At 38.7% G+C, this 23,765-nt stretch carries 18 protein-coding genes; 17 read left to right on the forward strand and 1 reads right to left on the reverse strand.

Going from position 1 to position 23,765, the window contains the following annotated elements; genetic code table 11:
- The first annotated feature begins 80 nt into the window (after positions 1-80).
- From MHI08_RS07955 to MHI08_RS08005, 11 genes are all read left to right on the forward strand, one after another.
- Entirely contained in the window at positions 81-1,778 is a 1,698-nt protein-coding gene (locus tag MHI08_RS07955) for a proline--tRNA ligase (RefSeq protein WP_286099107.1), read from the forward strand.
- Positions 1,779-1,911: 133 nt separating this feature from the next.
- A complete protein-coding gene (locus MHI08_RS07960) occupies positions 1,912-6,165 on the forward strand; it encodes a PolC-type DNA polymerase III (RefSeq protein WP_342500191.1) in 4,254 nt (1,417 codons plus the stop codon).
- A 425-nt stretch (positions 6,166-6,590) separates the two neighbouring features.
- Positions 6,591-8,441: a glycoside hydrolase family 9 protein gene (locus MHI08_RS07965; RefSeq protein WP_286099108.1), complete on the forward strand. Its 1,851-nt coding sequence runs from the start codon at positions 6,591-6,593 to the stop codon at positions 8,439-8,441.
- A 32-nt stretch (positions 8,442-8,473) separates the two neighbouring features.
- Positions 8,474-10,579, forward strand: coding sequence for a glycoside hydrolase family 48 protein (locus MHI08_RS07970; RefSeq protein ID WP_073205200.1), 2,106 nt, complete (start codon positions 8,474-8,476; stop codon positions 10,577-10,579).
- Between the two features lie 81 nt (positions 10,580-10,660).
- Positions 10,661-11,890 carry an endo-1,4-beta-xylanase gene (locus tag MHI08_RS07975; protein ID WP_087975438.1) on the forward strand — a complete coding sequence of 410 codons (1,230 nt, stop codon included), beginning with the start codon at positions 10,661-10,663 and terminating at the stop codon, positions 11,888-11,890.
- Between the two features lie 24 nt (positions 11,891-11,914).
- The gene (locus MHI08_RS07980; RefSeq protein ID WP_342500137.1) at positions 11,915-13,045 is read left to right on the forward strand and encodes a cellulase family glycosylhydrolase; all 1,131 of its coding nucleotides are present in this window, start codon (positions 11,915-11,917) and stop codon (positions 13,043-13,045) included.
- Between the two features lie 330 nt (positions 13,046-13,375).
- A complete protein-coding gene (locus MHI08_RS07985) occupies positions 13,376-13,969 on the forward strand; it encodes a hypothetical protein (protein ID WP_024426999.1) in 594 nt (197 codons plus the stop codon).
- A complete protein-coding gene (locus tag MHI08_RS07990) occupies positions 13,962-14,255 on the forward strand; it encodes a transcriptional regulator (protein WP_056766457.1) in 294 nt (97 codons plus the stop codon). The genes MHI08_RS07985 and MHI08_RS07990 overlap by 8 nt, the downstream gene beginning before the upstream one ends.
- Positions 14,256-14,276: 21 nt before the next feature.
- Positions 14,277-15,170, forward strand: a complete 894-nt coding sequence (locus MHI08_RS07995; protein WP_198456709.1) for an ABC transporter ATP-binding protein — start codon at positions 14,277-14,279, stop codon at positions 15,168-15,170.
- A gap of 251 nt (positions 15,171-15,421) precedes the next feature.
- Positions 15,422-16,168 (forward strand): ABC transporter permease, encoded by a 747-nt coding sequence (locus MHI08_RS08000; RefSeq protein ID WP_024427002.1) that lies wholly within the window; start codon positions 15,422-15,424, stop codon positions 16,166-16,168.
- 76 nt (positions 16,169-16,244) lie between these two features.
- Positions 16,245-16,964: a pentapeptide repeat-containing protein gene (locus tag MHI08_RS08005; RefSeq protein ID WP_342500138.1), complete on the forward strand. Its 720-nt coding sequence runs from the start codon at positions 16,245-16,247 to the stop codon at positions 16,962-16,964.
- Positions 16,965-17,184: 220 nt separating this feature from the next.
- Here MHI08_RS08005 and MHI08_RS08010 read toward each other — a convergent pair whose 3' ends face one another.
- Entirely contained in the window at positions 17,185-17,310 is a 126-nt protein-coding gene (locus tag MHI08_RS08010; protein ID WP_080701195.1) for a plantazolicin family TOMM peptide, read from the reverse strand.
- A 427-nt stretch (positions 17,311-17,737) separates the two neighbouring features.
- Here MHI08_RS08010 and MHI08_RS08015 point away from each other — a divergent pair, with 427 nt between their 5' ends.
- From MHI08_RS08015 to MHI08_RS08040, 6 genes are read left to right on the forward strand one after another with little or no spacing between them, the layout of a single operon-like run.
- On the forward strand, positions 17,738-18,445 hold the full coding sequence (locus MHI08_RS08015; protein ID WP_234107809.1) for a hypothetical protein: 708 nt from the start codon (positions 17,738-17,740) through the stop codon (positions 18,443-18,445).
- Between the two features lie 14 nt (positions 18,446-18,459).
- Positions 18,460-19,440, forward strand: coding sequence for a TOMM precursor leader peptide-binding protein (locus MHI08_RS08020; protein WP_342500139.1), 981 nt, complete (start codon positions 18,460-18,462; stop codon positions 19,438-19,440).
- Between the two features lie 2 nt (positions 19,441-19,442).
- Positions 19,443-20,789, forward strand: a complete 1,347-nt coding sequence (locus MHI08_RS08025) for a YcaO-like family protein (RefSeq protein ID WP_342500140.1) — start codon at positions 19,443-19,445, stop codon at positions 20,787-20,789.
- A 24-nt stretch (positions 20,790-20,813) separates the two neighbouring features.
- On the forward strand, positions 20,814-21,623 hold the full coding sequence (locus tag MHI08_RS08030) for a SagB/ThcOx family dehydrogenase (protein WP_111927386.1): 810 nt from the start codon (positions 20,814-20,816) through the stop codon (positions 21,621-21,623).
- A gap of 13 nt (positions 21,624-21,636) precedes the next feature.
- Positions 21,637-22,302, forward strand: a complete 666-nt coding sequence (locus MHI08_RS08035) for a CPBP family intramembrane glutamic endopeptidase (RefSeq protein WP_342500141.1) — start codon at positions 21,637-21,639, stop codon at positions 22,300-22,302.
- Positions 22,303-22,327: 25 nt separating this feature from the next.
- Positions 22,328-23,134, forward strand: a complete 807-nt coding sequence (locus MHI08_RS08040) for a class I SAM-dependent methyltransferase (protein ID WP_342500142.1) — start codon at positions 22,328-22,330, stop codon at positions 23,132-23,134.
- Positions 23,135-23,765 lie beyond the last annotated feature (631 nt).

Here is a 23,765-nt window from a genome sequence, read left to right on the forward strand (position 1 = left end):
AAACCATTCTCTCTTGTTTCTCATTCCGGGAAACAAGAGTTTTTGTGAGAAGTCCTATTTCATAAATGAGGTGTAACGACATGAGACAATCCCTGACTTTCATTCCAACTCTTCGAGAGGTGCCGGCAGATGCTGAGGCAAAAAGTCATCAACTCTTAGTAAGAGCTGGGTTTATTAGACAAAATACAAGTGGAATCTATCATTATCTGCCGCTTGCGCATAAAGTCATTCAGCATATTCAATCGATCGTCCGCAAGGAAATGGAAAAGGCAGGCGCAGCTGAGCTGTTAATGCCAGTGCTGCAGCAGGCAGAAATGTGGCAAGAGTCAGGAAGATGGTATACATACGGTCCAGAACTGATGCGTATGAAGGATCGCCATGGCCGCGAATTTGCGCTTGGCCCAACCCACGAAGAAGTGATCACATCACTAGTACGCAGCGAAGTGAAATCGTATAAGAAGCTTCCTTTAACTTTATATCAAATTCAATCAAAATTCCGTGATGAACAGAGACCACGCTTTGGACTGCTGCGCGGACGTGAATTTATCATGAAGGATGCATACTCATTCCATTCTTCACCAGAAAGCCTTGATGAGACATACAACAAAATGTTTACGGCTTACTCTAATGTGTTCTCAAAAGTGGGTCTCAATTTTAGACCAGTCATTGCAGATTCTGGGGCAATGGGAGGAAAAGATACGCATGAGTTCATGGCGCTCTCAGAAGTCGGAGAGGATACCATCGCTTATTCTGATACTTCCTCATATGCTGCAAACATTGAAATGGCTGAGGCTGTATATCACGGAGAAGAAGCAAATCCTGCGGACTTCAAAGAACTTGAAAAAGTCCATACGCCGCAAATGAAAACCATTCAAGATGTGGCTGGCTTTTTAGAAGTTGACCCTTCTGCTTGCATTAAATCTGTTTTGTTTAAAGCAGATGATGCGTATGTTCTCATTCTTACTAGAGGCGATCATGAAGTAAATGATGTGAAAGTGAAAAACTTGGTAGGAGCACAGCTTGTCGAGCTTGCTTCACGCGAAGAAGTGCTGAAAGTCATTGGAACTGAGCCTGGATTTGTTGGACCTGTTAAACTGGAAGCAGAAGTCGATATTTATGCGGACCTTGCTGTGAAGGGAATGACAAATGCAGTCGCTGGTGCAAACGAAGCGGATTATCATTATGTCAATGTCAATCCTGCACGTGACGTGTCAGTAAAAGAATTTACAGATCTTCGCTTGATTCAAGAAGGAGATGTTTCTCCAGATGGGGAAGGCACCATCCAGTTTGCAAAAGGGATTGAAGTAGGACAAGTCTTTAAACTCGGCACTCGTTATTCTGAGTCAATGGATGCAACTTACCTTGATGAGAATGGACGTGCGCAGCCAATGATTATGGGCTGCTATGGCATCGGTATCTCTAGAACGCTGTCAGCGATTGTTGAACAGCATCACGATGAGAAAGGAATCATTTGGCCGGAAACAGTGGCACCATATGACCTTCACCTCCTTGCATTAAATATGAAAAACGATGCGCAGAAAGAACTGGCTGAAACGTTGTACGAGCGATTAGAAGATGAAGGTTTCGACGTACTTTTCGATGACCGCCAGGAGCGTGCAGGAGTAAAATTTGCAGACAGTGATTTAATTGGACTGCCAATTCGTATTAGCTGCGGAAAACGTTCAGAAGAAGGTATAGTAGAAGTGAAGTTTAGAAAATCAGGTGAATCACATGAAGTATCTGTTGATGATCTGATTTCATTTATACGCCAAGCATAAAACGAACAAAAAAATGAAGGTACCTCCTGTAGAAAAGAGGTACCTTTCTGATTGACAAAAGGAGGGTCCTGTCTTGGATGAACAATTACCGATCACACGGCGGCAATTTCATATATTACTCAATCAGATTCAAATGACAGATGATGACCTCAGTCGTTACTTTGAAGAAGGAGAAATCGTCAAATTGACGGTGCATAAGGCGACGAAAACTTGGCATTTCCTTTTTAAATTTAAGGCGCTTTTGCCTTACAAAGTATACGCCATGTTTCTCAGCAGGCTGACAAATGCATTTTCACATATTGCACAAATCACTTGTACGATTGAAGTGAGTGATCCGCACATATCTGAAGAACTCGTGCAATCGTACTGGTCACATTGTGTGGAAGAACTTCAAGGAATTTCTCCCCCAATCATCAGCTTGCTTCAGCAGCAAAAACCATCGCTGTCAGGACATAAAATCATCATTAAAACGAAAAGCGAAACAGAGGCACTCGCTATTAAGAAGAAGTACAGCCCGATGCTCCAGGCCGCATTTAAACAAGTGGGCTTTCCAGAGCTGCAATTCGATACAGAAATTTTTGTATCAGATCAAGAGATTCAGAAGTTCAGAGAACAAAAGCTTGCTGAAGATCAAGAAAGAGCCATGCAAGCCCTCACTGAGATGGAGAAGAAAGAAAGTGAGGAGCAGAATGAAGCTCCGTCAGGCCCTCTGTTGATTGGCTATCAAATCAAAGACAATGAAGAAATTCGTACGCTTGACAGTATCATGGACGAGGAAAGAAGAATTACCGTTCAAGGCTACGTATTCGATGCAGAAACGCGTGAGCTGAAAAGCGGGAGAACGCTTTGTATCTTTAAGATCACAGATTATACAAACAGTATTTTGATCAAAATGTTTGCAAGAGAAAAAGAAGATGCTCAGCTGATGAAATCATTGAAAAAAGGCATGTGGGTGAAAGCAAGAGGAAGCATTCAAAATGATACGTTTGTCAGAGATCTTGTCATGATCGCTAATGATGTCAATGAAATGAAACCGCAGCTGAAAGAAGATACAGCACCTGAGGGTGAAAAGCGTGTGGAGCTTCATTTACATTCCCCTATGAGCCAAATGGATGCTGTCACTGGCATTGGCAGACTTGTTGAACAAGCAAAAAAATGGGGACATGAAGCAATTGCCCTGACAGATCATGCCGTTGTACAATCCTTCCCAGATGCGTATGCAGCAAGTAAAAAGCATGACATCAAAATGATGTACGGTGTGGAAATCAACTTAGTAGACGACGGGGTACCGATTGCATATAACCCAGATCACCGCTTGTTAGAGGATGCGACGTATGTCGTATTCGACGTCGAGACAACTGGACTTTCAGCTGTTTATGACACGATCATTGAGCTTGCAGCAGTGAAAATAAAAGGCGGGGAAATTATTGACCGCTTTGAGGCATTTGCAAATCCCCATCACCCGTTATCAGCGACCACCATTGAATTAACAGGTATCACCGATGATATGGTGAGAGATGCACCAGATGTCGTCGACGTCGTACGGGATTTCAAAGAATGGATTGGACAAGATATCCTTGTTGCGCACAATGCGAGCTTTGATATGGGCTTTTTAAATGCAGCGTATAAACGCCTGTTAAAAACAGATAAAGCGTCAAACCCTGTCATTGATACACTTGAACTTGGCCGGTTCCTTTACCCAGAATTTAAAAATCACCGGCTGAACACCCTTTGTAAAAAGTTCGATATTGAACTGACGCAGCATCACCGGGCGATTTATGATGCAGAGGCGACAGGCTATCTCATGCTGAAGATGCTAAAAGATGCGGCTGAAAAAGAAATTGCCTATCACGATCAATTGAATGAAAACATGGGGCAGTCGAATGCTTTCCAGCGCTCACGTCCTTACCATGCGACTTTGATTGCTCAAAATGAGACAGGTCTTAAGAATTTATTTAAGCTTGTTTCACTTTCTCATATTCATTATTTCTACCGGGTCCCGCGTATTCCGCGCTCTCAGCTTGAGAAATATCGAGAAGGTTTAATTGTTGGGTCTGCTTGTGATAAGGGTGAGGTATTTGAAGGAATGATGCAAAAGTCCCCTGATGAGGTGGAAGACATTGCAGCATTTTATGACTATTTAGAAGTACATCCGCCAGAAGTGTATCAGCACCTGCTGCAGCTTGAGCTTGTTCGAGATGAACGTGCGTTAAAAGAAATCATCACAAACATTGTCAAGCTTGGCGAAAAGCTGAATAAACCAGTTGTGGCGACTGGAAATGTACATTACCTGCATCCAGAGGACAAAATTTATCGTAAAATCTTAATTTCATCACAGGGTGGAGCGAATCCGCTGAACCGCCATGAACTGCCAAAAGTTCATTTTAGAACGACAGATGAAATGCTCGAAGCCTTCTCCTTCCTAGGAGACGAAAAAGCGAAAGAGATCGTCGTAACAAATACGCAAAAAGTATCTGAGATGGTCGAAAGCATTAAACCTATTAAAGATGATCTTTACACACCAAAAATTGAAGGTGCAGATGAAGAAATACGGGAAATGAGCTATCAAATGGCGCGCAGCATCTACGGAGATGATTTGCCGAAAATCGTAGAAGATCGCATTGAGAAAGAATTAAAAAGTATTATCGGTCATGGCTTCGCCGTTATTTACTTAATCTCTCATAAGCTCGTAAAAAAATCACTTGATGATGGATATCTCGTTGGTTCAAGGGGATCTGTCGGCTCATCTCTTGTTGCGACATTAACAGAGATTACTGAAGTGAATCCACTTGCACCTCATTATGTATGCCCAAGCTGTAAGCACTCTGAGTTCTTTAATGACGGATCTGTTGGTTCAGGCTTTGACCTTCCTGATAAGGACTGTCCTGAATGTGGAGCGCCGTATAAAAAAGATGGACATGATATTCCGTTTGAAACGTTCTTAGGTTTTAAAGGAGACAAAGTCCCTGATATTGACTTGAACTTCTCAGGCGAATATCAGCCGATCGCACATAACTATACGAAAGAGTTGTTCGGTGAAGATTATGTATACCGAGCAGGTACGATTGGTACCGTTGCAGAAAAAACAGCATATGGTTACGTAAAAGGCTATGCAGGGGATCATAACCTTCATATGAGAGGCGCTGAAATCGACCGGCTTGTACAAGGCTGTACAGGAGTAAAACGGACAACAGGCCAGCATCCAGGCGGGATTATCGTAGTGCCTGATTATATGGACATTTACGATTTCTCACCTATTCAATACCCAGCAGATGCGACAGGTTCCGATTGGAAGACAACACATTTTGATTTCCATTCGATCCACGATAACTTGTTGAAGCTGGATATTCTTGGGCACGATGATCCAACGGTCATTCGTATGCTTCAAGATTTAAGCGGAATTGATCCAAAAACGATTCCAACAGATGACCCTGAAGTCATGAAGATTTTCCAAGGGACAGAGCCACTAGGTGTCACAGAAGAGCAAATTGGCTGTAAAACAGGCACACTCGGTATCCCGGAATTTGGGACAAGATTTGTTCGGCAAATGCTAGAGGATACAAAACCAACGACTTTCTCAGAGCTTGTTCAGATTTCTGGACTATCACACGGTACGGATGTTTGGCTCGGAAATGCGCAAGAGCTCATTCACAATAAAACGTGTGAACTAAGTGAAGTAATTGGGTGCCGTGATGATATTATGGTCTATCTCATCTATCAAGGCTTAGAGCCGTCACTTGCCTTTAAAATCATGGAATCTGTTCGTAAAGGAAAAGGACTTCCTCCTGAATGGGAAGAAGAAATGAAGAATAATAATGTACCAAACTGGTATATTGATTCTTGTAAAAAAATCAAATACATGTTCCCTAAAGCCCACGCGGCTGCTTATGTGTTAATGGCTGTTCGTATTGCTTATTTCAAGGTGCATCATGCACTCCTGTACTATGCGGCTTACTTTACCGTTCGTGCGGATGACTTTGATATTGAAACGATGACAAAAGGATCGAATGCGATTCGAGCTGTTATGGACGATATTAATTCAAAAGGTTTAGATGCATCACCGAAAGAAAAGAACCTATTAACTGTACTAGAGCTTGCCCTTGAAATGTGTGAAAGAGGCTACCACTTCAAAAAAGTTGACCTTTACCGCTCAAGTGCAACAGAGTTTATCATTGATGGAGACGGATTAATACCGCCATTCAACTCCATCCCTGGACTCGGTACAAACGTTGCGTTAAATATTGTCCGCGCGCGGCAAGATGGGGAATTCCTCTCAAAAGAAGATTTACAAAAACGCGGAAAAGTGTCGAAGACCATCCTTGAATATTTAGATCGTCAAGGCTGTTTAGAAGCACTTCCTGATCAAAACCAGCTTTCTTTATTTTAATGTGATAAATAAGAGCGCCCTAAAAGGGCGTTCTTTTCTCTATATACAATAATTTTATTATGTTAACTAATAAAGATTTCCTGCTAATTGGAATTATTTTCTTATTCGTTCATATATCTTGATTTAGCGTGATGTTTTAAGAGAAGAGATTGTATGTCATTCTTTCTACCCAAATAGAGCTCAAAAGAGAATTTCGCCGTCTGAAATGTTCTCAAGCGACATATGATCATTCTGGGTACAGTCAGAAGGAGAATCAAGAGAAAACCTTCGATGAGCGTAAAGCTGATTGCTGTTTACTATGCTTATTTTTGAAACTTATTTGATTCTTTTCAAAACTGTACAGATCACGAAACAAAGGATAGAAAGGAGGCGGTTGCGTCTATTGATCAATGTTTCACTAAAAAGAAGGGGTGAGCAATAGAGAAATGGCATCTTACAACTATGTAGAGGTTTTACAAAAATCCATGCTGTTTTATGAAGCGCAGCGGTCAGGCCGGCTTCCGGAAAGTAATCGTCTTAACTGGCGGGGAGATTCTGGACTAGAGGACGGGAAGGATGTTGGGCATGACTTAACTGGCGGCTGGTATGATGCAGGAGATCATGTGAAATTTGGACTTCCGATGGCTTACTCAGCAGCCGTGCTTGCATGGACAGTATATGAATACCGAGAAGCTTATGAAGAAGCAGAATTGCTTGATGAGATCTTAGATCAAATCAAGTGGGCAACAGATTATTTTTTGAAAGCACATACAGGACCGAATGAATTTTGGGCGCAAGTAGGTGATGGAAACGCCGATCATGCTTGGTGGGGGCCAGCAGAAGTGATGCCGATGAACCGGCCAGCTTTTAAAATTGATGAACATTGTCCTGGCACAGAAGTAGCTGCACAAACTGCGGCGGCTTTAGCAGCAGGTTCTATCATTTTTAAAGAAACAGATGCGTCCTATGCAGCAAAGCTTTTGACGCACGCCAAACAGCTATATGCATTTGCTGACAAGTATCGCGGCAAATATACAGATTGTGTCACCAATGCGCAGCCATTTTACAACTCCTGGAGCGGCTATGTTGACGAACTTATTTGGGGTGGAATCTGGCTATACTTGGCGACAAATGAAGAAACCTATTTAAACAAAGCATTAAAAGCGGTAGAGGAATGGCCGAAGAATTGGGATTATACGTTTACCATGTCATGGGACAATACTTTTTTTGCTTCACAAATCTTACTAGCAAGAATCACGAAAGAAAACAGATTTATAGAATCGACAGAGCGCAATCTTGATTACTGGACCACAGGTCTTGTTCAAAATGGAAAAGTAGAAAGAATCACCTATACGCCTGGCGGATTGGCATGGCTGGATCAATGGGGTTCACTTCGTTATGCCGCCAATGCAGCATTTTTAGCCTTTGTCTATGCTGATTGGGTATCTGATCAAGAAAAGAAAAATCGATACCAATCGTTTGCGATTAAGCAAACTCACTATATGTTAGGTGATAATCCGCGGAATAGAAGCTACGTCGTTGGGTTTGGCCAGAATCCGCCGAAGCACCCGCACCACCGTACTGCACATGGCTCATGGTCTAACCAGCTGACAAATCCTCCATCTCACCGGCACACTCTTTATGGAGCGCTTGTAGGGGGTCCTAATGCACAGGATCAATATGATGATGACATCTCTGATTATATATCTAACGAGGTGGCGACCGATTATAATGCCGCCTTTACTGGAAATATCGCCAAAATGGTGCAGCTGTTTGGTCAAGGGCAATCAAAGCTGCCAAATTTCCCGCCTAAAGAACAAGTGGAGGATGAGTTTTTTGTAGAGGCAGCTGTGATGCATAACGATACAACATCTACTCAAGTGAAAGCAGTGCTGTACAACAGGTCCGGCTGGCCGGCAAGAAGCAGTCAAACACTATCTTTTAGATATTACGTCAATCTGAGCGAAGTTTTTGCAAAGGGATTCACTGAAAAGGATATTCAAGTGACAGCAGCCTACAATGAAGGCGCTTCCTTATCGCCTTTAAAAGTATATGACGCATCAAGCCGCGTCTATTTTGCAGAAATCGATTTTACGGGCGTAGCCATTTCTCCTACAGGAGAATCTGAGCATAAGAAGGAAATACAATTTCGATTATCTGCTCCAAATGGATCGAATATATGGGATGCCTCAAATGATTATTCCTATCAAGGATTAACATCCAATATGCAAAAAACAACAAAGATTCCTGTCTTTGACGATGGTGTTTTAGTATTTGGCACACTTCCAGACAAATAAAAATCAACGATTTTATTGAAAGGGTGAAGGACTTGTCAAACAAAGAACGGTTTTTAACGCTTTATCATCAAATTAAAAGCGATGCGAATGGATATTTTTCACCAGAAGGAATTCCGTATCATTCAATCGAGACACTCATTTGCGAAGCACCTGATTACGGGCATATGACAACTTCAGAAGCATATAGCTATTGGCTGTGGCTTGAGGTGCTGTACGGACATTACACAGGGGACTGGAGCAAATTAGAGGCAGCTTGGGACAATATGGAGAAGTACATCATCCCAGTCAATGAAGATGGAAATGATGAGCAGCCGCATATGAACGCTTATAATCCGTCCAGCCCAGCCACATACGCAGCAGAGAAACCATTTCCGGATCAATACCCAAGCCAGCTGACCGGTGCTCGTCCTGCTGGTCAGGATCCAATTGATAGTGAATTGAAATCAACCTATGGGACGAATGAAACGTATTTAATGCACTGGCTCCTTGACGTAGATAACTGGTATGGCTATGGCAACTTGCTCAACCCATCACATACAGCCGCCTATGTGAACACATTCCAGCGTGGTCCGCAAGAATCTGTGTGGGAGTCCATCCCTCATCCATCACAGGACGATAAATCTTTTGGTAAGCCGAATGAAGGCTTTATGAGTTTGTTCACAAAAGAAAATCAAGCTCCAGCTGCCCAGTGGCGCTATACGAATGCGACGGATGCTGATGCGCGCGCGATACAAGCGATGTATTGGGCAAAGGAGCTCGGCTATAATCGGTCAGCTTATCTTGATAAAGCGAAAAAAATGGGGGATTTCCTCCGTTACGGTATGTACGATAAATATTTTCAAACGATTGGAAGCGGGAAGCAGGGGAATCCGTATCCTGGAAACGGAAAGGGTGCCTGTCATTACTTAATGGCATGGTATACCTCTTGGGGCGGAGGACTTGGGGAGTATGCAAACTGGTCATGGCGTATCGGAGCGAGCCATTGTCATCAAGGATATCAAAATCCTGTCGCGGCTTATGCTTTATCCTCAGATAAAGGAGGCTTAAAGCCATCTTCAGCAACAGGGGCAAGCGATTGGGAAAAAACACTAAAGAGACAGCTTGAATTTTACGTATGGCTTCAATCGAAAGAAGGAGCCATAGCAGGAGGCGCAACCAATAGCTGGAATGGAGACTATAGCGCTTATCCAGCAGGAAGAAGTACTTTTTATGATATGGCATATGAAGATGCACCTGTTTACCTTGACCCGCCTTCAAATAACTGGTTTGGAATGCAGGCGTGGCCAATGGAGCGCGTAGCAGAGCTTTATTATATTTTTGTAAAAGATGGCGACAAAACATCTGAAAATGTCCAAATGGCCAAATCTGTCATAACAAAATGGGTCAGCTATGCTTTAGATTACATTTTTATTGGCAGCCGTCCTGTGTCAGATGAAGAGGGTTATTTCTTAGATGAACAAGGACAGAGAATTCTAGGAGGAACGAATGTTTCGGTTGCTACAACAAGTGCGCCTGGAGAGTTTTGGCTTCCTGGAAATATTGCTTGGAGCGGACAGCCTGATACTTGGAATGGGTTCCAGTCTGCAACAGGAAATCCAAATTTAACAGCTGTAACTAAAGATCCGACTCAGGATACGGGCGTATTAGGAAGTCTAGCCAAAGCTTTGATATTCTTTGCTGCAGCCACAAAGCAGGAAACAGGTGATTATACAGCGCTTGGTGCAAGAGCGAAAGATGCAGCCGCGCAGCTCCTAGAGGTTGCATGGAATTACAATGATGGCGTCGGCATAGTGACAGAGGAAGATAGAGAAGACTATGACCGTTTCTTTAGAAAAGAAGTGTATTTCCCAAATGGATGGAACGGGACATTTGGTCAAGGAAATCAGATTCCTGGAGCCAGCACCATTCCTTCTGACCCGCAACGAGGAGGGAATGGGGTCTATACGAGTTTTGCTGATCTTCGTCCGAAGATTAAACAAGATCCAGCATGGTCTTCACTCGAAAGTAAATATCAGTCTTCATTTAATGAAGCTACAGGCAAATGGGAGAATGGCGCACCAGTTTTCACTTATCACCGCTTCTGGTCTCAAGTGGATATGGCCACTGCCTATGCTGAATACCATCGTCTGATCAACTAAGAGGTTAAAAGCAAGCTGCCGGCTTCTAGCCGGCAGTTTGAATAGGTAATATGAATCCAATGAAGATAAGGGTGATTTCACATGGTCAAAGAAAGAAGCTTTCTTCATCATTCCTTCAATAGAGGCGAAAATGGGCAGGAAAATCTGATGTGGAAAAAAGAGGCGGATGATCGAATCTCAGAGCATAGACAAAGAGATCTTGTGATCAACGTGACAAACGGCGAAAAAAAGCCAATAGCAGGAATAGAGGTTGAAATAAAGCAAATCAGACATGAATTCGCCTTTGGTTCAGCGATGAATGATCAAGTGTTATTTAATCAACAATATGCTGATTTTTTCGTGAAGCATTTTAATTGGGCTGTTTTTGAAAATGAAGCAAAATGGTATGCGAATGAGCCAGAAAGAGGGAAAATCACCTACGAAAAAGCAGATGCGATGCTGAATTTTGCAGATCGACATCAGCTTCCAGTGAGGGGGCACGCTTTATTTTGGGAGGTAGAGGATGCGAATCCAAGCTGGCTGAGGTCACTGCCGAATCACGAAGTATACGAAGCCATGAAAAACCGGCTTGAGCATGCGGGCAATCACTTTAAGGGAAGGTTTCGTCATTGGGATGTAAACAATGAAATGATGCATGGTTCATTTTTTAAAGATCGCTTTGGGAAAAATATTTGGAAGTGGATGTATGAAGAAACGAAAAAAATTGATCCTCAAGCACTATTGTTTGTGAATGATTATAATGTGATCTCTTATGGTGAACACCATGCCTATAAAGCGCATATCAATGAACTGCGTCAGTTAGGCGCGCCTATTGAAGCGATTGGGGTTCAAGGCCATTTTGAAGAACGAGTTGATCCAGTCATTGTCAAAGAGAGGCTCGATGTCCTTGCTGAGCTTGGTCTTCCAATATGGGTCACAGAGTACGATTCTGTTCACCCTGACCCTAATAGAAGAGCGGATAACCTGGAAGCTTTATATCGCGTCGCATTTAGTCATCCAGCCGTAAAAGGAGTGCTGATGTGGGGATTTTGGGCAGGTGCCCATTGGAGAGGTGAACATGCAGCCATCGTGAATTATGATTGGTCTTTAAATGAAGCAGGACGACGTTATGAAAAGCTTCTAAATGAGTGGACGACCCAAAGAGTTGAAAAAACAGATGCTAATGGCAATGTGAAATGTCCAGCATTTCACGGAACATATGAGATTCGAATCGGTAAAGAAAGTAAAATGTTGAAACAGCAGACGATTGAACTTGATTCAAATGAACAAACACCTTTTCAACTAGACGTGATCCTGCCTCAAGAAGGATAGAGATAGATTGTGAGGAGAATGTAAATGAAAAAGTGGGATCAAAGAGTGTCTTGCTTCATACTTATAGCCGCTATATGGTCTGGCTGGTTTTCGCTTACGATGAAGGCCGCCGCTTATGTGCAGACGTCTGGTACACAATTTACGCTGAACAATCAACCATTTTACTTCGCCGGCACAAATAATTACTATTTCCATTACAAATCTAAAAAAATGGTAGATGCTGTGTTCGATGATATGAAAGCAATGAATTTAAAGGTCATACGGATTTGGGGCTTTCACGACGGGGCTCCTCAAGAAAACTCAGTCTTACAATCTAGTCCAGGCGTCTATGAAGAATCTGGTTTTCAAAAACTAGATTATGCGATTTATAAAGCAGGACAGGAAGGAATAAAGCTTGTGATCCCACTAGTGAACAATTGGGATGACTTTGGCGGTATGAATCAATATGTGAAGTGGTTCGGGGCAGGATCGCATGATGCCTTCTATACAGATCCTCGTATTCAAAAAGCTTACAAAAATTATGTGCGCTATGTATTAGAAAGAACCAATACGTTTACAGGTGTTCAATATAAAGACGATCCAGCTATTATGACTTGGGAATTAGCCAACGAGCCGCGGATGCAGTCAGATCCAACGGGAAATGTACTAGTCAAATGGGCAGATGAAATGAGTACATGGATCAAATCGCTGGATCGTCACCATCTTGTTGCAGTAGGAGATGAAGGATTCTTTCGCATACCAGGACATGAAGATTGGTTTTACGGAGGAGGAGAAGGCGTCGATTGGGACCGTTTAACATCTCTTCCTAATATCGATTATGGAACCTATCATCTGTACCCAGATCACTGGAGCAAGTCTGCTGCCTGGGGAGTGAAATGGATCGAAGACCATATCACCCGCGGGAAGTCAATCGGAAAGCCAGTTGTGCTAGAAGAGTTTGGCTATCAAAATCAATCAGCTCGTCCTGACGTATATCAGAGCTGGCTGTCAGCGGTAGAGCGGCTCGGAGGGGCTGGCAGTCAATTTTGGATTTTAACAAGCATTCAGGACGATGACTCGCTCTATCCGGATTATGACGGTTTCCGCATTATAAAAGGAAGCAGGGAGGCAGCACTTATTAGTGAACATGCGAAAAGAATGAATGAAAAGAAATGATGACGAATGCCTGCTGAATAAGGAACTGTTTATTTAGCTCACTCCAATTAGTAGTTCTTGCTTTCCAAATAGAAAATTTAAAATGCTTGTTTATCACTTTTTCTATATTTAAATTTCTTAAAATATGAAGCGGTTATGAGACCAATCATTGAATAAGGTTTTCAGAAACGATCAAGAAGCAGAAGGTATTTGGAGATTTGTTAGGAAGGAGGTGGTTATATCTATTTTTTATTTTAATTCATAAAAAAGGTATTTCCAATAACTTGACTAAATGGAAATTTCATTCTATACTCTGTAGTACAGAGTTCTTTGTGGAAGAGGAGTTTATTTATGTCTAATGAAAAATTCAATAATTCAGAAATATTAGAGAATTTATCTCATATCAAGACGATTACAAATTATAAAACAGAGTATTGTAAACAAACCAGTATTTATTTTATCATTTGGGGCCTCATTTGGATAATGGGATATTCAATACCTTTACTTTTTGCTCATTCAATAACTGCAGGTGTCTTTTGGCTTATTTTAGGCATTGCGGGCTGGGTTATCACTTTAACTACATATTTTAAACAAAAGAAAATGATACCAATGCCCTTGTTTTTAAGAACTCAATTACAATACACATGGCTTGGTATTGGAATTATTTTAGGTATCTTTATTTTTTTAATATGTGTTGGTTTATTACCATATACATTAAATAATTTACCCTTTTATGTTGTTTTATTGGTTTCTATCATGTATTTACTCTTAGGTATTGTTCTGGCTAAAGAGATCTTTATTATGGGGTTCTGGCTAAGTGTTTTAGGTGTAACTACATTTTTATTATTTCCTAGTTTAATGAACATTATCTTCGCTTTTATTGGTGGAGGAAGTTTGTTATTAACTGGTGTGATTTTAAAAAGAAAAGGACAAGGAAATGAGTAATGTCAATAGTTTAAATGATTTAATCCATCCAAAAGTTCGGTTAGGGATTATGAGTTTATTAATGATTTATGAAAAATGTGATTTTAGCTTCTTAAAAGCCTCTTTATCTGTAACAGACGGTAATTTGGGCTCGCATTTAAAAAAATTAGAGGATGCAGGCTATGTGCTAATTACAAAGACATTTGTGGATAAAAAACCAAAAACAATCGTTAGTATAACAGATTTAGGAGAGCACGCCTACAAAGAATATTTGAGTGTTATTGAAGCCATTTTAAAAAATAAATGACATGGAAGGAAAGGGTGCCGAATGTTGAAAATAGAAAGCGTCAGTAAAAAATACGGGACTACCCAAGCGTTAAAAAGTATTACATTAACGATTCCAGAAGGAGTTTGTTATGGATTAATAGGTCCAAATGGTTCTGGTAAATCAACCTTGATGAAAATTATATCTCACATCATTAAATCTTATGAAGGCAGAGTTGAGCATGTTGGTGAGTCTAAGAGTGCGCTCGGCTACATCCCGCAAGACATCAGCTTAGAGGAAAAATTAACAGCTAAAGTAAATATGGAGTTTTTTGGACAAATTTATGGTTTGAAAGGGAAAACATTAGAAGAAAGAGTAGAAAAAACACTAAAAGATGTAGGATTGTGGGAAAGAGCAAATGATATAGTTGAAAGCTTTTCAGGAGGAATGAAACGTCGTTTGAATATTGGCTGCGCTCTCATGCATGCTCCTAAGTTAATTCTTTTAGATGAACCGACAGTGGGGGTAGATCCTCAATCAAGACGTTATATTTTCGACATCATTAACAAATTGAAGGAAGAGGGAAGAACTATTATCTATGTTAGTCATTATATGGAGGAAATAGAGAGTTTATGTGATTATGTGGCTTTCATTGATAAAGGGAATATTGTTGAAGAAGGCAAAATAGATGAGCTTTTGAATCGTTACGCAGAAACATCTGTCTTTTTTGAATCTATGATTCCTAATAAAACATTAACTAGTCTCGGGTATGATTTTGTTACTCATCAAGGTGGAGTGTTAGTTAAAACTACAAAACCATTAGATACTTTAGAAGATTTGGCTAAACTGAGTAAAAAGGAATCATTGGTTCCCCAACAATTATCTTTGTACAGACCGAGACTTGAAGATGTCTTTTTTCAATTAACAGGAACAGATTTACGTGATCAATTACAATAAAATGTCTTTATGAATGAAAAGCACTCTCGTAAATCAAAATAACTTAAAAGAGTAACTAATGTAGAAAGAGCATAAATCTAACGAACAGAATTAATTTGTGTGTACCGTAGATTTAAAATCATACGTAATTAGTCAACATTATGTGACTAATTCTAATTCGTCACATCCACAAATGGTAAAATAAATAAAAAATGTGATTATTTAAGAGTTATATAGAAGGGAATCAAATGAATATAACGGGAGTGATGTTTATGTGGCCATTAGTCCGCATCGAATCTATAAAACAGGTGAAAGATCGATCATTGTTGTTCTGGACCATTTTATTACCAGTTGCTTCAATTATTCTTTTAATAGAATTATTTACATCAGGTAGTTCTCAAGCACAAAAAACATTAGTTGCTTCTCAATCAGTGACAGGGATGAGCGTGTTTTTCTCCACATTTGTCATTATTTCAATTGTCATTAGTTTTGTAAAAGATCGTGAGAAAGGAATTGTGGCAAGGCTAGCAAGTACTCCTTTACAGCCGCATCATTTTTTTCTTGGAAAGTGCGTTCCATTTTTTATCATTATCTTATTTCAAGTTTTGTTGTTAACCATTTTAGGGGTTTATTTATATGGTATTGAAATAACACAATACAGCTCGTATTTCTTAGTAGTTGTCCTATTATCAATGCAAGTGACTTCATGGGGAGTTGCCATCGCCGCATTTGCTAAAACTGAGAATACAGGCCTAGTGATGACAAACATGATTGCTTTAGGGACAGCAGTTGCTTGTGGTTTATGGACTCCATTTGATCAATTACCTAGTTATCTCAAAATAATTGGTATGCTCTTCCCGCAATATTGGGCACATCAAGGCTTAGTGCAATCAGTATCAACACTACCAGGGGGAGAGAATTTGATCTTAGTAACAGCAGTCCTTATAGGCTATACACTGTTAGGGTTTATTCTTTCGTTGGTTGGCTATAAAAAATATATAAAGCGAGCAAGAGGCTAGTCTCTAAAAATTTCAGCTAAATGTTATGCACCGCAAAATCAATGCATGTATGCTGTCTGAAAAAAGGAGTGAGTCAATGTTAAGTGAAGAGTTAGAACTGTATGTTGAAAGTTGTTTTCGGCCATATAAAAAAGACAAAACATATGAAGAAAAGAAAAAAGAATTATTAGAGCTGCTTGGAAATGTTAAATTAAAACTCGAAAATGATGGATTAAAAGATGCAGAGGTTCAGGATATGCTTATTGAAAAGCTTAAATCAGGCGAAATAAGCATTGATAATCATACATTAGTAATTGATGAACATAACCGCGTAGAGCATGTGAAAAAAATATTTGTTAATGCTGATTTAGATTGGTTAACGTTTATAAATGTTAAATATAAGTTATGCGATTTTAAGGGGCTATCGATTGTACAAAAAGTAATGAGCCATTTAGATTTTAATGGGTGCTATCTGAGAAAAGTTAATATTAGCCATTCTGAAATTTCCTCATCTACCTTTGAAAAGAGTGATTTGACTCAATCTCATTTTGAACATTGTGAGATAACGAATTCATCCTTATATGGCTGTCATTTACCCAACATTAGTATTGATGAATCATCTTTAATAAATGTTTTATTTGAAAATTGTTATTTTAAAAACATTTCTTTTGAGAATTCTAAATTAATCAATGTTAATTTTAAATCATGTACGATTAAAAAATTAAACTTTATTGGAGTGACAATGGATAAAATGACTTATCATATTTTAGAAGGAGAAGGGGCAGATTTAAGCGGTGTGGAAGTAATCGATATTTAATACAGTGGGGGCTATTGAGAAAAATCTCAATAGCCTTTTTTTGTTTTATTCACTATCTCTTGCTGTCCCATTAACATGATATGGATGCAAGGTTTTCGTTAAGCAAAATAAATGTGGAAACTTTATTTTCAAATAAAAAATGCCCACCCACCTAGCTAAGTCTGCTTCGCTAGGTGGGCGAGCGATCTTTTCAATGATATGTCGAAAAAACTAAAGTTGATTAGAAAGTTGAAGAACTTGAGATGATTGTTGTGCAAGTGCAGCGCGCAGCCATTGGTTCGAATAAATGTTGACCTTCCCCATGTACCTTAGCAGCCAAAGCAGTTGGGATTGTAATTTTAGTCATCTTTAGACCTCCTTAGTTAAAATTTATCAACATAGATATGTAGTTGATATATTACATATGATGGTTCATAAGTCTTTATTTGTCAATATCCGAGTGTGAAAGTTTTATATTTTCTGAAAAGTCCGTTGATACCACCGGAAAAATGTGGTTTAATATGACTATGGAAAATAATACTATATTTAAAATTTAATGTATTTTAAGGTTTTATATGGTCTTTATGTTATTTTTGGATTAAAGGTTGGTGTTAATTTGGATCAAATATTTTGGGTATTTAGATATTAAGTTAATTAAATGTATGAAAAAAGTTGAGGTTACTATGTTATGAAGAACTCAAATAGAAGATTACTATTTCTATTATAAGTTTGATTAATTTAGATTTTCACCATTCACTGATAATCAAGAAAGAGAAAAGAGGGAGGGGATCTTTATGAGTATTCATTATGTCGGGATTAGAGAACCAATAAAAGCCTATTTAGAGAAGATGAAAGTTGAGTATGAAGACTATCCTGTTCAAATAATTGATTTGGGCGGGGCTGTTAGTTATGACAAAGAATACTTTATAAATAATACTGATTTTCAAACGGAAACGATTATTTTATCTAATAGAAGGCATACTGTAGAGGATGAACTAGGTTCTCTTGAAAGTGAATTATTGAAAATCTATCAGAATAGCATACTTTATAGGACTTCACCGCTTGATATTAATATAGAACTTTATAGAGGATGGGCAGGTGCTACTGGTAAATTAATAACTGCATTTTCTCCCGAGGGAGTTAATTGGATCAATACAAAAGATGTTGTAAAGGCATGTTTGATCCCTAAACAGGATGTTAGGAATCGCGCTGGAAAGGCATATGATTTAACAGGACCAGAGTTAGTAAGTATGAGTAGGCTGAAGGATATATTTGAAGAGGATTTAAACATGAAAATTGAATTGTATTGTAAAAGTAAAGAAGAGGTCATATCAATTTTGTCCCAGAACAATATGCCTTTAGACGTATTAGAATGGTTAGCCGAATTTCAAGAAGCTTCTTCTTCAAAACATTTACAGCCATTTACGAACACGCTGGAACAAATAATTGGTCACCCCCCAAATCAGGCACAATTATCTAAAATACAAATTAATTATTCTTAAAGGAGGAATAATATATGTTTGTCAAAGATCAAGAAATGACGAGGTATAAATTAGCACCACACATTACGCTAGGTAAACTAGAAGACAGTTTGATTGGTTTAAAAGCGCAAACTGTCACCAAAATTGAAGGTGACGGAATTATTGAATTTATTCAAGAAATTTCTAATTATCTTACGGAAGATAATGGGGTTTCCATTAAAGAGCTGGAGGAGAATTTCGAAGTAGAGAGTGATCAATTAAAACATGTCCTCGAATTTTTAGTTGCGAACGGAATGTGTGTTAAGACGGATATGACCTTTGATTTAACTGCGCTTTTTTCTTATGAAAGAGCCGGTGGACAAGTATTGGTTGAAGATATACTAGATCGTTTAAAAACAGGGATTGTTGAAGTTATTACGCGAGATCATAACCCAGTTGCTGCTGAATTCATTCGTCATTTGCAAGCGGCAGGGCTACAAGTAGTGCTTAAAGGAGAATTAAATAAGCAGCCAGATATCAGGGTTGCTATTGGCAACTCTCATTTAGATCCGATTTTTGAAGAAATAAATGATCTGGCATTAGAAGACCATGTCCCTTGGTTAAGCATTGTGCCATATGATGGACAGACATCTTGGGTAGGTCCATTTTTCTTGCCACATCAATCAGCTTGTTTACATTGCTATAACCTTCGAAAATCAGCAAATTTTTCTGACGAAGTATTGCGATCAGACTTAATGAAAATAAAACCTATAAATCCTGAAAAGAAACCGGTTTATCATATGCCGATTAATTTAGTTCAAATCGGAATTGCAAGTAATTTAATTTTAGAATGGCTCACACTAAAAGATTACGCACCAAGTGCAACACCAGGTGGATTTACAACAATTAATTTAGATGATAAAGGTGTCTCATGTAATCATCATCGTGTTTATCGAGTTCCTAGATGCCCAAAGTGTTCCCCAGCTGCAGATACAGGTTTTCCTCAAGTTTGGTTTCATGGTGAGGTGAATAATTAATTATGGCTAATAAATGGACAACGTTAGAAGAGTCATGGGAAATACTCGACCAATTGGCAGATCCTTATGTTGGGATAGTCCGTAGAGAGTATAGAAAACTCAGAGACGTTGATGATATATGGGGTCATTCATATGGAGCGCATGGTACAGACAGCAATATTTTATTTGGAATACCATCTAATTCATATAATGGGGGAGGATCTGCTAATCCAGCTGCAGCCAGATTAGCAGCTATAGGTGAAACGGTGGAAAGATATAGTGCCGCTTATTTACCTTTAAACTCTGATGTTGTATGTTTTGGTACTCAAAAGGACTTAATCAATGAAGGCAAATCAGTAATTGGCTTTGATAAGTGGGAGATGTATGCTGTCACTCAATATGAAGACCCGAATTTTCCTCATGATAGGTGGAATGAAGATACAAAATTATGGTGGAGAAAAGGTCATATTGCTGAAAATAATGAAGAAGTTTGGACGCCTGCTCAATTAATTCATATTGCCAACTATACTGAGTGGCCAGGAGACCCCAATATTGGTCATGCAACTAGTAATGGACTAGCTTGTGGTATTACATATCAAGAAGCGGCAATCTCAGGTTTATTTGAAACAATTGAAAGAGATGCATTTATGCTTACTTGGTACAATAAGTTAAGTTTACCGCAGATCGATATTAATACCTCACCTAGATTAAAACACTTCTATGAAAGATATATTAAACCTACTTCTCTTGATTTGCATTTAGTAGACATGAGCTCTTTTTCTGGTGTTCCTACTATTTTGGCAGTGATAAGAAATCCTCATACAGATTTAGCTCCATTTGCTATTGGCGCGGCCTCTGCTCATTCAATTGAAAGAGCATGTGAGAAAGCTGCAATAGAGGGAATGTATACAAGAACTTGGGTAAAAACAGAACAACGATTAGGGAACGCCTTAGTGGATGTAGATTATCATCGAGATATTAACAGTTTTGAAGATCATATTAAACTCTATGCGGGAACAGCTATTGTGAAAGAAGCTGATTTTTTAACAGCGAGTGAGAAATTAGTGGACGTTAAAGACTATACACCGTTTGATGATCGTTCTCCAGACATTTTATGGACTAACCTTGTCAGTCATTTATCAAAACAAGGATATCATGTGGCAACTTTTGATTTAACCAGCCCTGATATAAAAGATGCTGGTGCCTATGTCGTAAAATCAATTATTCCTGGATATAAACCGATTGACGTTCTTTATAGAGGTAGAATGTTGGGCGGAGAACGAATTTTAAAACATTCTTATCATTTAGGTTTAGTAGATAAACCTTTTAAGTTAGAAGAACTGAATCCAATTCCACATCCATTTCCTTAATATCGTAGAAAGGTGATTAAATATATGAATAGTATTGAAAGACATGCTACTAATTTGGCTGATGTTGTGTATGGAAACGAAGCATTACGGTTTGATGATCCTTCTGAAAATTGGTTTGAGGCAACAAAAATCTATAGGGGTTCAATGGCATGGGACGCACCTGGTGTTGCAGGGCTGCTACGATCTCAAACTTTGCAAAAGATTGCTACACATGCAAGTAAAAGATTTGATGACCTACCTTTAATTTTACTGCCTAAACCATTAAATACAAATATAACTTTAGATGATGTCATTAAGGAACGAAGAAGTGCAGATTATTTTAGCGGGGGGAGTGTTTCATTAGAACAACTCTCAACAGTTTTACAGAAGAGTTATGGATTGGTAGAGCGTAAAGAAGGACCTAGACGCCCTATACCATCTGGCGGGGCACTTTATCCTCTAGATCTATTTATTGTAGCCAATAAAGTGGATTCTTTAGACAAAGGTATTTATCATTTCGATCCGTATAGAAAAGGATTGACTAAAATGGGTGATTACTCTGAAAAAGAATTTGAGAAAATAATGTTACAAGAAGAATCCGTTCAAGATTTTGCATTTGCTGTAGTCATTTCAGCTAATTTTTGGCGTTCTCGATTTAAGTATGGACATCGTTCTTATCGCTTCGTTTTTATGGAGGCAGGACATGTCATGCAAAATATGATTTTGCTATCTACTGCACAGAAGATTAATAGCCGACCATTCGGAGGGTTTATCGATGATGAGTTAATGGAACTGATCGGTGGATTTAATGGAGTAGATGATGCCCCAATTTATACATTGATTGCGGGTACTTAAATAGATGATTTCAATGGTAGCAGCTTTAGGGATCCTCATTCACTTTTTGGGTCCCTTAAGCTCTAAAATGGTGATCAAAATCAAGAGAGATAAACCAATATCCGATCGAAAGTTAATAACATATATCACTCCTCAGAGGAGCTATGATGGATTCACGATTATCGGAGCTTCTATATGCTGTGGAGCATTTTCTCAAGAGCTCTTAGTTGAAATTTCTAATAATAAAAATGTGTATGGTGTTTTATTCTTCTTTTTATTAGGTGTCCTATTACCGTCATTTCTATGGAAATTAAAAAACAAAGTTGTTGCATTTAGAGGCAGATATGTTGTCAATGTTGATTCAATCATTTTTCTTCCATTAACGGCTCTATCAGAAGAATTGATTTGGCGGTTCTTTCTTCCGTTATTATTACTAACAAATTCTGTGGAGTCTGTAGCGGTATCGATCTGTATCAGTTCAATAGGATTTATCTTACTGCATATACCAATAGGCGGTGTTAAGTCTATTGCTTATATGTCGCTTTTTACATTAATCACTGTTATTTCATACTTAACATTTGGTATTCTAGCAGCGATAGCATTTCATATTTCACATAATCTGTTCATTCATTTTTTTCAACCTCTCAAAATAAAGAACTTCAAAACGAAACCTCCCGTATTATCTGAAACTGATTGGTGAGACTTTTATAAAGGTGGTAAACCCTGTGACAATACAAGAAAAGATAAAAGAGCTTAAAGGAAAAAGAGCTCTGGCGCAGTCATGGTTTTTGGATCCAGAAAAAAGAAAAATAAGTTCAAATTATGATAATCGAGAAACGCCATTTACTCGATGTCTATCAGCTGAAACTTTTATTTCTTATTATCAACTAACATTCAAAAAAAACCCTGCCTCTATTTTAGATATAGGATGTGGACAAGGGCAGATGCTTGAGTATTTATCTAAGCAATTACCTCTAGCTGATTTGACTGGAATTGATTCATCTGAAGAAGCCATACACTGTGCAAATCAATTGAATATAAAAGCTCATTTTATTTGTACAGATATCAAAAATTTTTCATCACATGCGAAAAGTTATGATGCGATTTTAATACATCTGTGTTTTGGGCTATTTGAAGATCCTTTAGCATTATTAGAACAGTTACTTCCTTACTTATCAAATGAATCGATTATTTATATAGTTGATTTAAATCGAGATAGTATAGAAAGTGGATTGAGTTCAGTTCAGAACAAAGAAGAAGAACTGTATTTATATGATCAATATCACGCCTCATTGACATTATCTGAGTTCGAGCAGTTACTCACCTATATGACCAAAACTAGAAAAGATATGATGTATAAGATTGGTACTTCTATAATTGGAGGATTTAGCCCATTTAGTATGGAATTTTTATCGTTAATAGGAAATGAAAATTTACAACAAACGTTAAGGCAAGTTCCAGATGAATATAGCAATTCAGCACAGAAGACACCTTTACTTTTACATGCATGGCTGATTAAACAGTCTGGATAAATTCATTCCATATAAACATGGTTCTTTCTCTATGTATAATATGAAGGTTATCCGTTCAGTCTCCGCCTGTTCTTCGGGGAGTTCAATATGAATGATTTTTACATTGCTATTCCCTAAAAATTAGAACGCGGTTCTCTGAAGTGAGTGAGCAAAGGCAAAGTGCTTATTTCTTTAACGTTAAAGTACTTATCCATTAGGGGGTTTGAAAAATTTGAAAGTGATGGCTGTTTACTGAAACACTCTTTGCTTCTATATAAATAACCATACTGTGTCATACAAAATGTTTTTTGGAAACAGAGATTGCTTAGTGTAGATGTTACTTTCTTTCATAGGGGGCTCTGTTCTTCGCTCATTGCATTCAGGTGCATTATTACCAGCCCGTTTTGTTCAGAGTGGCTTTCCGTTTATATATAAAGGAAGAGAGAGGCATTAATGGTACTGAACATGCTGCAGTAATCGTTGAGCAAGTACCTATTATTATAAGGAGGAACTTCATTTGCATAAAAAAATTGGATATGGTATAGTTTTTATGGAAATGCTAACGATTACCGAGACAAGAGTGGGGAAACCCGCTCTTTTGTATTGAACAGGCAATTTTTGTCTCGACATTATTCATCCGTTTTCTGCTCCC

This window comes from Bacillus sp. FSL M7-0791 (assembly GCF_038627085.1).
Classification (GTDB): domain Bacteria; phylum Bacillota; class Bacilli; order Bacillales; family Bacillaceae; genus Bacillus; species Bacillus safensis.

Coding starts and splice junctions, on each gene's coding strand:
- MHI08_RS07955 (WP_286099107.1), top strand. CDS start 81: ATGAGACAATCCCTGACTTTCATTCCAACTCTTCGAGAGGTGCCGGCA.
- MHI08_RS07960 (WP_342500191.1), top strand. CDS start 1,912: ATGACAGATGATGACCTCAGTCGTTACTTTGAAGAAGGAGAAATCGTC.
- MHI08_RS07965 (WP_286099108.1), top strand. CDS start 6,591: ATGGCATCTTACAACTATGTAGAGGTTTTACAAAAATCCATGCTGTTT.
- MHI08_RS07975 (WP_087975438.1), top strand. CDS start 10,661: ATGGTCAAAGAAAGAAGCTTTCTTCATCATTCCTTCAATAGAGGCGAA.
- MHI08_RS07980 (WP_342500137.1), top strand. CDS start 11,915: ATGAAAAAGTGGGATCAAAGAGTGTCTTGCTTCATACTTATAGCCGCT.
- MHI08_RS07985 (WP_024426999.1), top strand. CDS start 13,376: ATGTCTAATGAAAAATTCAATAATTCAGAAATATTAGAGAATTTATCT.
- MHI08_RS07990 (WP_056766457.1), top strand. CDS start 13,962: ATGAGTAATGTCAATAGTTTAAATGATTTAATCCATCCAAAAGTTCGG.
- MHI08_RS07995 (WP_198456709.1), top strand. CDS start 14,277: ATGTTGAAAATAGAAAGCGTCAGTAAAAAATACGGGACTACCCAAGCG.
- MHI08_RS08000 (WP_024427002.1), top strand. CDS start 15,422: ATGTGGCCATTAGTCCGCATCGAATCTATAAAACAGGTGAAAGATCGA.
- MHI08_RS08005 (WP_342500138.1), top strand. CDS start 16,245: ATGTTAAGTGAAGAGTTAGAACTGTATGTTGAAAGTTGTTTTCGGCCA.
- MHI08_RS08010 (WP_080701195.1), bottom strand. CDS start 17,310: ATGACTAAAATTACAATCCCAACTGCTTTGGCTGCTAAGGTACATGGG.
- MHI08_RS08015 (WP_234107809.1), top strand. CDS start 17,738: ATGAGTATTCATTATGTCGGGATTAGAGAACCAATAAAAGCCTATTTA.
- MHI08_RS08020 (WP_342500139.1), top strand. CDS start 18,460: ATGTTTGTCAAAGATCAAGAAATGACGAGGTATAAATTAGCACCACAC.
- MHI08_RS08025 (WP_342500140.1), top strand. CDS start 19,443: ATGGCTAATAAATGGACAACGTTAGAAGAGTCATGGGAAATACTCGAC.
- MHI08_RS08030 (WP_111927386.1), top strand. CDS start 20,814: ATGAATAGTATTGAAAGACATGCTACTAATTTGGCTGATGTTGTGTAT.
- MHI08_RS08035 (WP_342500141.1), top strand. CDS start 21,637: ATGGTAGCAGCTTTAGGGATCCTCATTCACTTTTTGGGTCCCTTAAGC.